Raw genomic sequence first — 14641 nt, forward strand, 5'->3', positions numbered from 1 at the left:
GCGACCTTTCTCCATCTCCCGCTGTCAAAGCCCAATCGCTTTACCTGCTTAATCTCAAAGGGGTGGGGGAGATTGCTCTACAGCATCACTGCAACATCGTCTGCTTGCCCCTCTACCTGCTCGTTGCCCTGTGGCCCAAGTCGCAATCGAAAACGTCTACAAAACCTTTCCCAAGTCTCGCCAAGCCGACGGGGCGGAGACGGCTTTAGAGGCAGACCACGATGCAGCAGCGGTGCTCAAACGCATCAACCTCGCCATTGATGACGGCGAATTTATGGTGCTGGTCGGCCCCTCGGGCTGTGGCAAAAGTACCCTGCTGCGGCTGATCTCGGGCCTAGAAGAGATTACGGGCGGCAGTATCTGGGTGGGCGATCGCAAAGTCAACGACCTACCCCCCAAGCTGCGCGACACCGCCATGGTGTTTCAGAGCTACGCCCTCTACCCCCACCTGAGTGTCTACGACAATCTGGCCTTTGGCCTGCGCCGCATGGGGGCCGACCTCGAAACCTCCCTGCCAGAGCTGGGCAAACCACCGCTGCCCCTGAGTGACTCCCACGCCAACCAGGAGCTAGAGCGCCTGCTCACCGCCAGCCGCTGGTGGGAAAAGCCGCTGGTATCGCTCACCCGCCGCCTGCCTCCCAGCCTGCGCTATGTGTCAGACGCCGAGCGGCTGATTGACGATCGCATTCGCGCTGTGGCCAAAATGCTGCAAATCGATGGGCTGCTGGGCCGCTATCCCCGGCAGCTCTCTGGCGGGCAAAAACAGCGGGTGGCCCTGGGCCGGGCTATGGCCCGCAACCCCCAGGTGTTTTTGATGGATGAACCCCTCTCTAACCTGGATGCCAAACTGCGGATGGAAACCCGCGCTCAAATCGTCAATCTCCAGCGGCAACTGGGCATTACCACCATCTACGTCACCCACGACCAGGTGGAAGCGATGACCATGGGCCACCGCATTGCCGTGATGAACCAGGGCCAAATTCAGCAGGTGGCCAAGCCGCTCGATCTCTACAATCGCCCCGCCAACCGCTTTGTAGCCGGGTTTATTGGCTCCCCGCCGATGAATTTTATGACGGTGCAGGTACAGGCCCCGTTTTTGCTGATTCATCCCGAGTTTCGCCTGTCGCTGCCCAGCAGCTGGGACGATGGCCTGCTGCCCTACGACGGTCGCGAAGCCCTGCTGGGTATTCGCCCCGAGCACCTGAGTTTGGCTTTGCCCGCCCCCAAAAATATTCGTGGCCACATTACCCACCTAGAGGCCCTGGGCAGCGAAACCTACCTGACGGTGCAGACCGAGCGGCTGACTCTGCTGGCCAAAATTCTCCCCGATGAGGTGGTGCGGGTGGGCGACGAGATCTGGCTGGCGATCGCCCCTGACAAAGCCCACCTGTTTGACCCAGTTACCGAAGCCGCTCTGTGGGATGGCTAGTCGCTGAAACGTTTAAACCCGACAAAAATCTTGGGGGAAAGCCCGTTGCGCAGAACCAGATTTGTCAAAACCCAACTCCTCGCGGGGCTCGCTGTCATGGGTGCGATGGTCACCACCTTCGTGATCGTGCAAGCTCCCTGGGCTCACGGGGTGCGGGCTGTGGTGCTGTTGACTCTGCCGGGGGTGCAGGGTGCCCTGACGGCCAAACATGCCTTTCGCCAAAGCCGACGGGCCAGGTTTAGTCCGCTAATCGTGGTGGTCGAACTGGTCTGTGCGGGGTGCTTGGCGGTAGCGGCTGGGGTAGCGCTGCTAGGGGCTAAGTCGGTGCCGGTGCTCTATGGCAGTTGGGTCGTCGCTGCGATCGCTACCCTCATTTTGGTGATCGCCGCTGCCCTAGATCTGCTTCGAGCCATGCGCCGCAGGCAAAATCAGCGCCCGGTGTTGATCAAGCTGCTGCTGCAAAGCGTAGCGCTCATCCTGTACAGCATTCTGCTGCTGTGGATGGGGCTACTATTGTTGCTCTCGCTGTCGGGCGAGTCGTATATGGGCAATTAAAGGAGCAAGTCTCAGGAGTGGCTTCTCTTACCGACTCATCGTAAATCCGACTTGGCTAGTTCCGATCGGGCTGGGCAAACACCGTTTGCCCCTACGCAATCCGCCTGATTGGAATCGGAGTTATGGGATTCGGATTTGGTATCACTCACCTACCCATGGTGTGGCTCAATGTGGGGGATCAGCGAGTGGGGCTTCTCTAGGCCGTGAGCTTCCATTAGGGTTTGATCGCCCATGATCTGGCGGGGGCAGCCGTCGGCAATGATGCGGCCCTCGTCGATTAGAATGACGCGATCGCAGACTTCGAGCACAAATTCCAGGTCGTGGGAGGAGATCAGCACGGTTTCGGTGGAGTTTTGCAAAAAGCGAATCAGGCGGCGGCGGGTGCGCAGGTCGAGGCTGGCGGTGGGTTCGTCGTAGAGAATGATCTGAGGAGTCATGGCTAGCAAACCGGCGATCGCCACCATTTGCTTTTCCCCTCCCGAGAGGTGGTGGGGCAAGCGATCGAGCAGGTGGGTGATGCCAGCCATATCAGCAGCTTGAGCCACGCGGGCGGCGACTTCGGCGGGCGGGAGACCCATGTTTTGGGGGCCAAAGGCCAGATCGTCGCGCACCGAGGCGGAGAACAACTGGTCGTCGGGATCTTGGAAGAGCAGGCCGACTTCGGGACGAAACTGGCCAGGTTTGAGGGTTTCGCCAAACAGTAAAATTTCGCCTGCTGCCGGGGTGAGCACACCGCACAGCAGCATAAACAGGGTCGTTTTGCCGCAGCCGTTGTGGCCAATAATGCCGACGCGATCGCCATCCTGCACCGTCAGCGAAATATTGCCCAGTACATCGGGTTGGTCAGGATAGCCAAAGGAGAGGTTGCGGGCGGCGATCGCCGCGGCCTGAGAGCCTGGGGCCAACGATAGGTGGGCAAAATTAGTCGAAACCGAATCCATCATTGGCACATCCATCATAGGCGAATCCGTCATTGGCGCAATATTCCTTCGGCAATAACTAATCCTATCGCTGCAGCCAGTACAATCCCAGTCAACCCCCAGCTTAGAATGCAGGGCTGGGTGACGGCACTCTGCCCCTCGACTGACTTTGCACCATAGCCATAGCCCCGCAGTCGCATCGCCCGATAAACCCGGTCCGACTGCTCATAGCTGCGAATCAGCAAATTGCCGGCCAGCATCGCCAACTGCTGCATCGTCTGGCGGTTGACCCGCAGCCAGCCCTGGCGCTTGTGGCCAAAGCCCCGCAGCCGCATGGCCTGCTGCATCGTCGCCAGCATGGCCGCAATCTCAAACAGGTAGCGGTACGACAGCAGGGTCATATCGGCCAAGATGGTGGGCAAACCGAGCGATCGCATGGCGCGCAGCAGCGACAAAAACGGGGTAGTGCCCAGCAAAATAAACCCCAGGGTCAAAATCGATAAAAACCGCCCCACAATCAGCAGGGTAGCCATCAAGCCCTCCTGGCGTAGGGTCAGCCAGCCCCACTGGCCCAGCACCGTATCGCCCACTGTCAACGGCAGCAGCACCACCAGCGACAAAATAAACAACCCCGGATAGCTCAGTCGCTGGCGCAAAAACGACAGTGGCAACTCCGACAGCAGGTAGAGCCCCGCCGCTACCCCCAGCATCCAGGGCACCAGGGTGAGCTGACGCACCGTGGCAAAGGCAAACATCAGCACCGCCAGGCTGACCAGCTTCAGCCGGGGTGACCAGCGGTGAACCACCGACTCGCGGTGAATATAGGTATCGTGGCTAGTGGCCCCCATGGCTCTACCCCTCCAGCAGCTCAGGCTTGGCCCGGCGCAAAAACAACACCAGCATGGCCGTAAACACCCCTTCAATAATGGCTAGGGGAACATGGCCGATCGACAGGGCCAACACCGCTGTTTGCTCAGCTCCGGCATCGAGCTGGGCCGGAATGTTGAGAATGATCAGGGCCAGAAAAATCAGCGCGGCTATGCCCAGGCCCAGGGCACCACCCAAAAAAGCAAACACCCCCGTGCGGGCGGGCTCCTTCAGCAGCTGACCGACGGTATGGCGGGTCTGGAACATGTGATAAGCCAGCAGGGCTGGAATCCCCATCATCGCGGCATTGACCCCCAGGGTGGTAAGACCACCGTGGCCAATCACCAACGCCTGAAAAAACAGCCCAATCAAAATAGCCGGAAAGGCAAAATATCCCAACACCACCCCCAGCAGCCCATTCAAAATGAGGTGAACACTGGCGGGGGGCACCGGAATGTAGATCGACGACGCCACGAAAAAGGCCGCCGTCAGCAACGACGCCTTGGGAATTTCGGCGGTGGGGTCGGGTCGGCGGTTAATCTGCCGCAGAGAATACCAGGTGGCCAGGCCGGTCACAGCATACCCAGCTGCACAGACCTGGGCCGATAAAATTCCGTCGGGAATATGCACTAGCGCTTGCCTCGGGCGAAAAATAGAGCGGTGCCAATAAAGCCCCAAATCACAGAGCCAATAGTAATACCGCGTTGAACCGGGGAGAGGGTAGTACTAGGAGAGATTAAAGATTCTGGCGACGGTTCAGCCTCTGCCTCAAGGGCAAGATTGGTGGCCTCACCACCGGTCGCGGCACCGATCGGAATGGTGGCGATCGCCCCATGCCCCGCCTGCCGTACCATCACCTCCCAGTTGCCCACCAGGGTTGTATCGGGCACAAAGCTAAAGCGCCCCTGGTCATCGGTATTGCCCTGCTGCCAAGGCTCGCTGGGGTTGTCCGGGGCATAGACCAACACCTGGGCATTGGCCATGGGTTCACCGGTTTCAAACTGAGCCGCTACCTCCACACTGCTCAGCTGGCGATGCTCTAGCACCACCCCGTGGGCCAGTACTGGCCCACCCAAGCTTGCCGCTCCCAGCGCCCAGGCCAACGCAAATTTGAATTTCATAGGGTGGTCAACCTAACTTCTCGACAATGGCCTTCGCCCACATGGCCCAGGCTCGGCAATATGCTCAAAAAAGTAGTGTAATCGGTCTCAGACAGCCCAGCTTGAAGGGCGGCACTGTCTAGATCGACCACCCCATTGCGAGCCAGGGCCGCGAAGGGGTCAAACCCAAGCGCTCCAGTGTTAAGGCTGTCGTCAGCGGGGGCATCCCCATCGCCAAACAGGTGGTCGAAGTGAAAGGTTGCCTCTAGATCGGCAACGTCACCCGCCGCCAACACACCCTTGCGCTCATCGCCGACAAAATCGCCGCAGGTAAAAGCCAGTTCTTCGGTCAGCTTGAGGGTAAACGGTACCGTTTCGCCCGCTTTGGTGGCGGTGCCCTGCATCCAAATGGTGTGGTCCTCCGATGGCCCCGTTTCGGCTGGCACCATCCGCCAGGCCAGGGCGTTAAAGCGTCCCGCCGGAGCCTCGACCTCACTGACCACCACGGGTTCAGCCGACTCATCGCCCTCAGCCAGATCTACCACCTGGGTGCCCTCTACCCTGACTTCGGCCTTGGCCTGGAGATCGGTGCCCGCGTCGGGGTCAAAGGGCGGGTCGGTTTGAGCAGCGGTAATCTCAGATAACGACACGTAGACATGGTCAAACTCGATCGCCCAGCCGTCTTTGGTGGTAAACCCTTCACGCACAAAGTCTTCGCCATTGGCCCGAATCACCAAGGTGCCAGTGCCGGTAGCGGAGGTGCCGGCTGCCGGATTGGCGGTGGCATCTGAGGCAGAATCGGGGGACGTGGTCGTCGAGCTTTCGCCACCGCAGCCGGGCAACAGGCCTAGGGCTAAGCAGCCCACCGCACCTACTGCGAAAGCTTTGAGAGAATTGCGTTGCATAGTACCTGGGAAAAAACGATTGTTTAGGATAGGCGTCTGGGGCCAACGGCCTAGGTCGCCACGGCATCAGCCCCTACCCAACGGCTAGAAAAGACGCGACCCAACCCGTTTACTTAACCGTGAGCCTCCCTTAACTTGCAATGCCCAGGGGGGGCACCCGGCTTAGAGATCTAGCATTTCCCCGGCCAGCAAACGGTACGATGAGGGCACAGAAATCCTGTATCCCAACTTATCGTTCGAAAACCCGATGTACGACGTAATTGTGGTGGGGGCTGGTCCCGCCGGAGCCTCAACCGCCTACCACCTGGCCAAGCAAGGGCACTCGGTGCTCATGCTAGAGAAAGCAGCGCTACCTCGCTATAAGCCCTGTAGCGGTGCCGTTTCTCCCAGCGTGGCCGAGTTCTTTGACTTTGACTTTGCCCCAGCGATCGATCGCGCGATGCGTCAGGTGCGCTACACCTACAAACTGGGCGACCCCATCGAGGCTGAGCTGACCACCGACCCCATTTGGATGGTGCGCCGGGAGGTGTTTGACCATTTTTTGGTGCAGCAGGCGCAAAAGCTGGGGGCGCAGCTCAAAGACGGTACAGCGGTCACTGCCATTGAGAACAAGGGCGACTACTGGCAGGTTTCGACCGCCGATGGCCCGTTGGAGGCTGCCTACCTGGTCGCCGCCGATGGAGCCCAGGGGCCGATGGCCCAGTGGCTAGGCTTTCCCCCCCACACCGTGAGACTGGCCAACGTGTTGGAGGTGCCTGCCCCCGTCGGCGATGACTGCGCCATTAACTTTGAGTTTGGCCTAATTAAGCAGGGCTGTATGTGGAACTTCCCCAAGCGCGAAGGCTACTCCATCGGGGCCGCGACCTTTTTGGGCCAAGCCCCTGCCAACCACCACAAAGCCCTCGAGAAATACAGTCAATCGTTTGGGGTGAGCCCTGCATCGGGCACCGTCTACAGCCACCCGCTGAAGCTGTGGGATGGCAACTACCCGCTACATACCCACCGGGCTGTCTTGGTGGGCGAAGCCGCTGCCATTGTCGATCCGCTCAGTGCTGAAGGCATTCGCCCCGGCATGATCAGCGGGGTGCGGGCGGCTGAGGCCATTCACGCCGCGATCGCAGGCGATCCAGAGGCACTGGCCCAGTACACTGACACCATGCACGCCACCTGGGGGGCCGATATGCCCTGGGCCAAACGCATCGCCGGACTATTCTTTCGGGTACCGGGGATCGGCTACCGGGTGGGGATCAAGCGGCCCACTGCCACCCAGCGCCTGGGGCAGATTTTGGCTGGCGAAGTGCGCTACGCCGACATCGCCAGCCGGGTGATGAAGCGTATGAGCGGCGGATTGTTGTCGGGCTAGCGAGGTTTCCCTAAGTTTCTGTACCAGCGAGCGAGCTTCTGGGGATCGATGCCAAGGAAGTATCCGATGATCATCAATTGGTTCGTCAGGGTGGTGCGCAGAACGCCCAGGGTGCGCCAGCGGCGATCGCTCGTCATCACCGTCGCCGGGGCGATCGCAACTTTTCCCAGCTTTCGCAGCCGCCGCACCAGTTCAAAGTCTTCCATCATCGGCAGGTCGGGAAAACCGCCCAGTTGGTGAAAGACCTCTGCCGGAAGAAAGATAGCCTGGTCGCCGTAGGGCATTTGCAGCCAGCGCGATCGCAGGTTTACCCCCCATTCCACCCAGCGCAGCGATCGCCTGGGGCTATCAATGGCCAGCCTAAAGGCTCCAGCCACCACACCGGGTTGAGCTAAGGTCTGGCGAATCGCTTGGTCGAACCCCTCGGGCAGGCGAGTGTCGGCATGGAGAAAAAGCAAAATATCTCCGGTCGCTGCTGCCGCCCCCCGATTGAGCTGCCGCGATCGCCCCGGCGGAGAAGCAATCACCCGTACTCCCAGGGCGTTGGCAAGGGCATCGGTGCGATCGGTGCTGCCCCCATCGACTACTACCACCTCTATCCCCGTTGGGATGGCCGCCAGCACCGTGGGGAGTTGTTCTACCTCATTCAGCGTGGGGATCACGATCGATATGGGCGCTGGCGGCGAAACTAGGGTTGTTCTGACTGCTGCCAAGTCGCGATCGCTGGCTGAGGGGATAGGCCGCAGCTCAGACACCCAGCCTAGCGAGCGCTTCACCAGCGCCTGAATTCGTTCCACATTCCATAGCCTAGCGGGTGACGGGGGCATACCAAAGCGTTGTCCTGTGCTTCGCTAATTTACCCAATCCAGCGATCGCCCTGTCTGAGCAGCAACTTAATATTTGCTGAGAACTGGCCGATCCCTCAGCGCTATGGCCGCCGTCATGCCGTGAATGAAGGCATTCATCCAGCCTGCGCCAACGGTTTGCCGCGGTAATACCGAATCTGAATCGCATAACCCCGATACCCAACCGGTCAGCCTGTAGGGGCGTTGGCATAGCCTGGCCGGAGGCCTTACGGCGGTTTGCCCAGTGGAATTGGGGGTAACCAAGCAGGATTCGGTATAAGACCTCAATCTGACTGGCTATGGCTACAAAACCGATCAAAGATGTAGTTGTCGGCGTGCTGGGTGGCTTTTTCGTAGTCGGCCTGGCTACGCACCGTCCAGGCCAGCAGAGGGCGGTTGAAGCGGCGGCGAGCCAGGGTGGTTGACAGGGTGGGCAACGCTTTGACGTTGTAAGCGATAAAATGCGGCTGGCTCGCCCAGGTGAGCAACAGGTGGCTGCGCAAAAACTTCTGTGGCTTGCTGGCTAGCTGGCCGCGAATAATCTCGGGAGCTTGGCGCTTAAACCACTGAAGCGATCGCGGATTGAACGACTGCACCGCAAATTCACCTCGGTAGCCCGCCAGGGTTTTGATCAGGGCTTGCTCAGGGGGGCCAACCTTTTTCTCGTTTTTAATTTCGATCAGCACCGGCACCTGGCCTGCTATATAGCTCAGGGTTTCGGCTAGAGACGGAATCGTCTGCTCAGTGTTGTACAGGTGAAACTGATTCAGGCTGGTGAGAGTTTGGTCGGCGATGCGGCCCTTAAGGCCAGTCAACCGCTTGAGGTCGCGATCGTGAAACACCGCCAGGTGGCCATCGGCAAGCAGCTGCACGTCTAGCTCAATGGGGTGCTGCGCTGCGATCGCCGCCTCAAAAGCCGCTAAAGAGTTCTCTGGCACCGCAGTGCCCTGGTGTAACCCCCGATGGGCAATGGGTCGGGTTGTAATCCACTCCATCGTGGGCATCCTCTACCCTGCTAAGCTAACTTGCACGCCGGTTGCCCTCTAACCATACTGGGCCACATCACTTTTTAAAGTATGGCTTACCACCTATCCCCGCCACCCCCCCATTGATATGCCTCTCGATACCTGGTTTCCCCTTGCGGTCTACTATGCCGATTTACCCGATGCCGCCCAGCACAACGCGTCCCTAGCCGAGGCCATCCTCAACCTCGAAGCCAGCGGTAGCGAGCCCCGCAACTTTCCCGAAATGGCCTGGACAGGCGACCTGCACGGCGTCGAAAAAGTGCACACCGACCCTCGCTTTAGCTGGCTGGTGGCCCAGGTTGAAACCCACGTGGTCACCTACCTCACCGAACTCGGCCTCGACCTCAGCCAGGTCGATCTCTACATTCAGCGGGCCTGGCCCGTGGTGTCGCGCCCCCAGCAAGAAGTCGGTGCCCACTGTCACAACACGGCCCATGTCAGTGCCGTCTACTACGTCGCCGTCCCCGAGTCGGGCACCGATGCGGCGGGCTGCCTCACCTTTTTAGACGATGCCCGCCCCAACGAAGTCAGCCCTGGTCTCGGCAGCGAAAACACCGACATCATCGCCACCTGGAACTACCTCAACCAAGACCAGGCCCTGTATCTGCCCACCGAGGGCCGCCTAATTATCTTTCCCGCCAAACAGCGCCACGGCGTTACCCCTAACCACACCGAGGATCTGCGGCTGTCGGTTTCCTTTGATATTGTGCTCACCGCTGCCCCTGGGCAAGCCGCCGGGGCCTACGAATTTCTAATGCCGCCCCCGACCCAGTGGCAACGATTTAGGGAGCAGAATGGCTCTGACTTTGAGTGATATTTGTAGGGGCATACAGTTGTACGCCCGAATCGATAGCTTTAGGAAACCGCAAACTGTAGGGTGCATTCGCAAAGCAATGCACACACGAAGCCATGCGCCATGACGAGCGGCTTGGGTCAAGCCAATTTCTGATCAAACAGCTGGAGGCGATCGCTATGGAAATTCGCGAAGATAACCTCACCGGGCCACAGATCATTGCCCTGCTGCGCGAGCATTTGGAGAACATGCACGAGATTACGCCCCCCGGCAGCGTTCACGCGCTGGATCTGGAAAGATTAAGAGCACCCAACATCACCTTCTGGACAGCCTGGGAGGCTGACGACCTGCTGGGCTGCGGCGCACTCAAAGAACTCGACCCCACCAGCGGCGAAATTAAGTCGATGCGAACCACCGCCGCCCACCGCCGCCAGGGCGTTGCCTCCAGGCTTTTAGAGCACATTATCGAAGTCGCCCGGCAGCGGGGCTACACCCACCTGTACTTAGAAACCGGCGCGTTCCCTGCCTTTGCCCCGGCCCGCGCCCTGTACGAGCGCTACGGCTTTGAGTATCGTGGCCCCTTTGCCGACTACACCGACGACCCCAACAGCTCCTTTATGGAGAAAACACTGCTGAGTTAGGCGCGATGGGGATGTTGGATTCCACTTCGTTCTACTACAAAACTGCAAGCTGATATCAGTGGCATTCTCCCTTCCACAGCGGAGCTAATCTTTCTCCCGCGTTGAGACTGCTCGTGGGTGGCAAACACCGTTTGAGCTACCACTACACCCATTACGGTTCCCCCCAGGCTCACCATCATTTGAAATCGGCTCAGGGCGTTGAGTCGGTCGGTTTCTATGCAGTTTGGCAACACGTCATTGCCAAACTGCATCCACTGGTTACGTCGAAGATATGCGGCTTCAGCATCTATTTGAAACGTCATCGGAAAGCTGAGAATATAGCCCAAAAGCATAAACAAAAGCGCGGCAGGCAGGGTAAGCGCTAAATTTTTAAGCAGCAGGACGAGTAATTTTTTGGGCACCGTTTCAAGCAAAGGTAGGATGGGCAAAGGTCGTTAGACTGTGCCCATCTTCGCTCAGTATTTGGATAATGGGCACGCGCTGCTTTGCCCATCCTACAATTCAACTTAATTGCCGATAGCTCTACCGTGCCAGTCTCTGACCATCGCGTCGCAGCAGGCTAAACACCTCTCCCGACTTCACCGTAATCAAAGGTCCAGAGAGCGTAGGTTGGGTGAAACGGAGTGGAACCCAACATCTCCGTCGCGCCGCCAAGGCCAACGCTTTGTTGGGTTACGTTAGCACTTTACCCAACCGACAGAACTCCTTTGATGGCCCTTCTATCGCGTCCAAATTTCATAAATGGCCAGCGCAATCTCAATCACAATCAAAATCGTGATGTACCACTCTACTCGGTGACTGCTATTGCGCTGCAAGAGATTTAGCGAGGTTTCTACTGTTCTAGAAATTAGCGCTAGCTTTTTCTCCAAAATGACCAATCGTTCCCTCAGCTCATATTCATCTTCAAGTCGGAGGTACAGACGATCTAGTGTGGGATCATCCCAAACTGGGTCCGGTTTCTCGCCCACCTCCACAATGCCAAACATCTTTTGCTGAATCAGCAATGTACCGCCAATGTAGTTGAGGAGGTCTTCCTCTTTGGGCGATCGCCTATTCTTGCCCTGAATACCAATGGTAAACGGCTTGATCGATTGAAAGATATCGGCAATCTCGACCTCGTAGTAGTTCAAAACCACACTCTTGCCCAGCGCTTCAGCTACAATTTGTAATCGCTCAGCGCTGTAGTCTTGCAGCCAGAGCACATTGCCCTCTAAACGCTCTTTGGCCTGGGGACGAAAGGCGATCGATAGCTCTTCTGAAATGGTTGACTCGATGGGTTCGACAATGTGAGGCCGCAGCATATCTAGCAGAGCATTTTCCTCATCGACACTCAGATCAAAGGTGATAATCACGCCATAGCGCAGCAGTACGGCACAGCCCGTGGCCCCGGCCCGAATAATGAGTGGATTCGTCGCCAGTAGCTCGGTTCGGTCTAAGGTTTTGAGAGACAGTCGCTCACCCACAATACTGGCACGGGCCAGGATAGTTTCTTTGCTAGCCCAGTCCAGATGAGTGGTCGGTGCCAGGGTTTGGGCGTCGGTAGTTTTAGTCAAACTATTGTCGGTAAAAGTCATGAGAATTCTGATTTTGTTAGATTAATTTAGCGGTTAAGTAGGAAGGCGCAATTAAATATAAACCCGCGTAGGATGGGCAAAGCATCGCGTGCCCATCCTCAGGACATCCTACGTTTAATTGCAACTGCCGACCTACAGCGATGGTCAGATCGAGTGGCTGATGAGTAAATTGTGCCTAGTCAGGGTTTCCGGGTCTTTAGACATCCCCAAAGTTATCCTGGCAACGTACTCGTGAGCGTCTGGTGGGTGGTGAGTTCTAGCGGCGCACCCTGCAATCGTTGACTCATCCGCAGCTGCCGATACAGAGGACGCCAGTGCCAAAGAATGTTGGCCAAAGCTTCCCAGAGGGTTAGCCAGCCAAACACGGTTACCCCCTGACCGAGCAACAATAAGCCAATTCCGGTATCGGTAGTGGCTTGACGAGCGTCTAAAAAAACCGACAGCCCTAGTGCTCCACCCCCCAACAGCCCCAGCAAAACGGCATCGCCGACCAGTTTTTGTAAATCTTGACGGCGCACCTCTTCTAGGTGGGAAAAGTAGCGCTGAATTGCCGTTTGCATAATGCCAGCAGAGCCACGAGCGGTCAGCTGATCGTCAAAGTCAGTCATTAGGTTGATGTTCAGCAGCAGCGATTCGTCGCCCAATTCAGATAAACGGGCAAACAGATAATCAATAAAATCTTTGTTGAGATTGAGCACAGTTGCGTTTTGATTATCAGGTTCATTGCCAAAGTTTTTCGGAAATCCCTCAAAGGGCATGAGTAGCGCTGTCGGTGAGCTGAGCTGTAGGCGCACGACGACATGACCATCGGGCGATCGCGTGTAGCTGTCGGCGAGCTGCTTTTCTCTTACCGTTCGGCGGCGGGGCGGAAATAATCGAAAAACTCGTTTCACAGACGCATCAGCAGAAGCAGCAAAGGTATAGCGTAAGAGCCATGGCCCTGATTGTGGCCAAAAAGCAGGGCTGCCGCAAGTAGCACCTGGAGTACAACCCAGGGCATAGTCCTCCAGCACCTCTACACAGTTTAGGCGTTGCAAAGCAGCCCTCCGTTGAGTACCGTTGCAGACGCAAGCATGTAGGACGAGGCTATGGTCTACGCATTTCCGCCGGGGTTTCAGTGGGGGGTCGCCACCTCGTCGTACCAAATCGAGGGCGCTGCCGACGGGCGTGGCCCCAGCGTGTGGGATGTGTTTAGCCAGACCCCAGGCCGAGTACTGAATGGCGATACGGGGGCCGTTGCCTGCGATCACGTCCACCGCTACCGCGACGACATTGCCCTGATGGCAGAGTTGGGGGTGCGCCACTACCGCTTTAGCATCTCCTGGCCCCGCATTTTGCCCGAGGGACGGGGGGCAGTAAACCAGGCAGGGCTGGCCTTCTACAGCGAGCTGGTCGATACCCTGCTGGAGTTTGGCATTACACCCCACGCCACCCTGTTCCACTGGGATAGCCCCCAAGCGCTCGAAACCAAGTACGGCTCCTGGCGCAATCGGCAGATGGCGCAAGATTTTGCCGACTATGCGGCGGTGGTGGTGAAAAGGTTGGGCGATCGCATCACCCACTGGATGACGCTGAATGAAATTTTCTGCTTTACCCACATCGGCTACGGCGTCGGCCACGTTCCCGAAATGGCCCCCGGCACCGTGGTCAAAACCGCCAAAGCAGTCTGGCAGACCTCCCACCACGCCCTGCTGGCCCACGGGCTCGGCTGTCAGGCGATTCGCGCCGCCTCGCCCCAGCCCTGCCAGGTTTCCCTGGTAGATAACTATCTGGCTACCGTCCCCCTCAGCGACACCCCCGGCGATATTGCGGCGGCTCAGGCGGCCTTTCCCCTGACGGGCACCAACGGCGGCATTCTCTACCCAGCGCTAACGGGCCACTACAGCCCCCAATTGCTAGAGGAGCTGGGCGAGAATGCCCCCGACATACAACCCGGCGACCTGGAGGTGATTTACCAACCCATCGATTCCCTGGGCTTTAATGTCTATACCGGGGTTTATGTGCGGGCGGCTGACAATGAACGGGGCTTTGAGATGTTGCCCTTTCCCCAGGGCTACCCACGCCTGCACATGCCCTGGCTGCATATTCTGCCCGATAGCCTCTACTGGGGCGTGCGCCACATCAGCGATACCCTACAACGCCCAGAGTTGCGCGTTTTCATCAGCGAGAACGGCTGCGCCGCCCAGGATGAACTGACACCCACCGGGGAGGTGCTCGATCTAGACCGAATTCAGTACTTGCAACAGTATCTCCGATCGGCCCACCGGGCGGTGCAGGAGGGCTACCCGCTGATGGGCTACTTTCTGTGGAGCTTTTTAGATAATTTTGAGTGGGCCTATGGGCGCGATCGCCGCTTTGGCATCACCTACGTAGACTTTGCCACCCAGCAGCGCATCCCCAAGGCCAGCTATCACTGGTATGCCCACTGCGTGCAAGAGAATCGGGTGGTTTAGCCGCGATCGCTAACCTGCCAATCATCAATGCCACTCGAAGCAACCGTTCGCTGGCGATCAAGATCGCTGCCGCCCGTTACCCCAGCCAGCATGACGTTAAACATCTGCCAACAAAACACCCCCAAGCCAAGGCCGGGGGGTGAATAAGAACTCAGCAATTTCAGAGACTCA

General features: G+C 58.2%; 17 protein-coding genes. 6 read left to right on the plus strand and 11 right to left on the minus strand.

From position 1 onward, the window contains the following. The first annotated feature begins 130 nt into the window (after positions 1-130). The gene (locus RRF56_RS10420) at positions 131-1429 is read left to right on the plus strand and encodes an ABC transporter ATP-binding protein (protein WP_317037576.1); all 1299 of its coding nucleotides are present in this window, start codon (positions 131-133) and stop codon (positions 1427-1429) included. Positions 1430-1474: 45 nt separating this feature from the next. Further along, positions 1475-1984, plus strand: a complete 510-nt coding sequence (locus RRF56_RS10425) for a hypothetical protein (protein ID WP_317037577.1) — start codon at positions 1475-1477, stop codon at positions 1982-1984. Positions 1985-2133: 149 nt separating this feature from the next. Here the strand turns inward: RRF56_RS10425 and RRF56_RS10430 are convergent, their stop codons facing one another. The 5 genes from RRF56_RS10430 to RRF56_RS10450 are packed head-to-tail and all read right to left on the minus strand — an operon-like array spanning position 2134 to position 5776. Continuing rightward, entirely contained in the window at positions 2134-2958 is an 825-nt protein-coding gene (locus RRF56_RS10430; protein WP_317037578.1) for an energy-coupling factor ABC transporter ATP-binding protein, read from the minus strand. Further along, on the minus strand, positions 2955-3752 hold the full coding sequence (cbiQ, locus tag RRF56_RS10435; RefSeq protein WP_317037579.1) for a cobalt ECF transporter T component CbiQ: 798 nt from the start codon (positions 3750-3752) through the stop codon (positions 2955-2957). Before cbiQ ends, RRF56_RS10430 begins: the two co-directional genes overlap by 4 nt. Before the next feature lie 4 nt (positions 3753-3756). Continuing rightward, entirely contained in the window at positions 3757-4401 is a 645-nt protein-coding gene (gene cbiM / locus RRF56_RS10440) for a cobalt transporter CbiM (protein ID WP_317037580.1), read from the minus strand. Further along, positions 4401-4892, minus strand: coding sequence for a hypothetical protein (locus RRF56_RS10445; protein ID WP_317037581.1), 492 nt, complete (start codon positions 4890-4892; stop codon positions 4401-4403). Before RRF56_RS10445 ends, cbiM begins: the two co-directional genes overlap by 1 nt. Further along, positions 4889-5776 carry a hypothetical protein gene (locus RRF56_RS10450; RefSeq protein WP_317037582.1) on the minus strand — a complete coding sequence of 296 codons (888 nt, stop codon included), beginning with the start codon at positions 5774-5776 and terminating at the stop codon, positions 4889-4891. The genes RRF56_RS10445 and RRF56_RS10450 overlap by 4 nt, the downstream gene beginning before the upstream one ends. A 247-nt stretch (positions 5777-6023) precedes the next feature. On the opposite strand from RRF56_RS10450, the gene RRF56_RS10455 reads away from it, so the two are divergent. Next, positions 6024-7139 (plus strand): geranylgeranyl reductase family protein, encoded by a 1116-nt coding sequence (locus RRF56_RS10455; protein ID WP_317037583.1) that lies wholly within the window; start codon positions 6024-6026, stop codon positions 7137-7139. Here RRF56_RS10455 and RRF56_RS10460 read toward each other — a convergent pair. Together RRF56_RS10460 and RRF56_RS10465 are read right to left on the minus strand one after the other, a co-directional pair. Beyond that, positions 7136-7966 carry a TIGR04283 family arsenosugar biosynthesis glycosyltransferase gene (locus tag RRF56_RS10460; RefSeq protein ID WP_317037584.1) on the minus strand — a complete coding sequence of 277 codons (831 nt, stop codon included), beginning with the start codon at positions 7964-7966 and terminating at the stop codon, positions 7136-7138. The genes RRF56_RS10455 and RRF56_RS10460 overlap by 4 nt on opposite strands. Before the next feature lie 302 nt (positions 7967-8268). Further along, a complete protein-coding gene (locus RRF56_RS10465; protein ID WP_317037585.1) occupies positions 8269-8979 on the minus strand; it encodes a glycerophosphodiester phosphodiesterase family protein in 711 nt (236 codons plus the stop codon). 118 nt (positions 8980-9097) lie between these two features. Between RRF56_RS10465 and RRF56_RS10470 the strand changes: the two genes are divergently transcribed. Continuing rightward, positions 9098-9823, plus strand: coding sequence for a TIGR02466 family protein (locus RRF56_RS10470; protein ID WP_317037586.1), 726 nt, complete (start codon positions 9098-9100; stop codon positions 9821-9823). Positions 9824-9981: 158 nt separating this feature from the next. Then, positions 9982-10443 (plus strand): GNAT family N-acetyltransferase, encoded by a 462-nt coding sequence (locus RRF56_RS10475; RefSeq protein ID WP_410510589.1) that lies wholly within the window; start codon positions 9982-9984, stop codon positions 10441-10443. On the opposite strand, the gene RRF56_RS10480 is transcribed toward RRF56_RS10475, so the two are convergent. The 3 genes from RRF56_RS10480 to RRF56_RS10490 all read right to left on the minus strand — a co-directional run bounded on the left by RRF56_RS10480 (position 10440) and on the right by RRF56_RS10490 (position 12910). Then, complete coding sequence (locus RRF56_RS10480) at positions 10440-10856, minus strand: hypothetical protein (RefSeq protein WP_317037588.1); 417 nt, start codon at positions 10854-10856, stop codon at positions 10440-10442. The two genes, RRF56_RS10475 and RRF56_RS10480, sit on opposite strands and share 4 nt — an antisense overlap. Before the next feature lie 306 nt (positions 10857-11162). Beyond that, positions 11163-12017 carry an RMD1 family protein gene (locus RRF56_RS10485; RefSeq protein WP_317037589.1) on the minus strand — a complete coding sequence of 285 codons (855 nt, stop codon included), beginning with the start codon at positions 12015-12017 and terminating at the stop codon, positions 11163-11165. A 212-nt stretch (positions 12018-12229) separates the two neighbouring features. Continuing rightward, positions 12230-12910 carry a hypothetical protein gene (locus RRF56_RS10490; RefSeq protein ID WP_317037590.1) on the minus strand — a complete coding sequence of 227 codons (681 nt, stop codon included), beginning with the start codon at positions 12908-12910 and terminating at the stop codon, positions 12230-12232. A 195-nt stretch (positions 12911-13105) separates the two neighbouring features. On the opposite strand from RRF56_RS10490, the gene RRF56_RS10495 reads away from it, so the two are divergent. After that, on the plus strand, positions 13106-14470 hold the full coding sequence (locus tag RRF56_RS10495; RefSeq protein ID WP_317037591.1) for a GH1 family beta-glucosidase: 1365 nt from the start codon (positions 13106-13108) through the stop codon (positions 14468-14470). On the opposite strand, the gene RRF56_RS10500 is transcribed toward RRF56_RS10495, so the two are convergent. Beyond that, on the minus strand, positions 14467-14628 hold the full coding sequence (locus tag RRF56_RS10500; protein WP_317037592.1) for a hypothetical protein: 162 nt from the start codon (positions 14626-14628) through the stop codon (positions 14467-14469). The two genes, RRF56_RS10495 and RRF56_RS10500, sit on opposite strands and share 4 nt — an antisense overlap. Positions 14629-14641: the final 13 nt, after the last annotated feature.

This window comes from Nodosilinea sp. E11 (assembly GCF_032813545.1).
Classification (GTDB): domain Bacteria; phylum Cyanobacteriota; class Cyanobacteriia; order Phormidesmidales; family Phormidesmidaceae; genus Nodosilinea.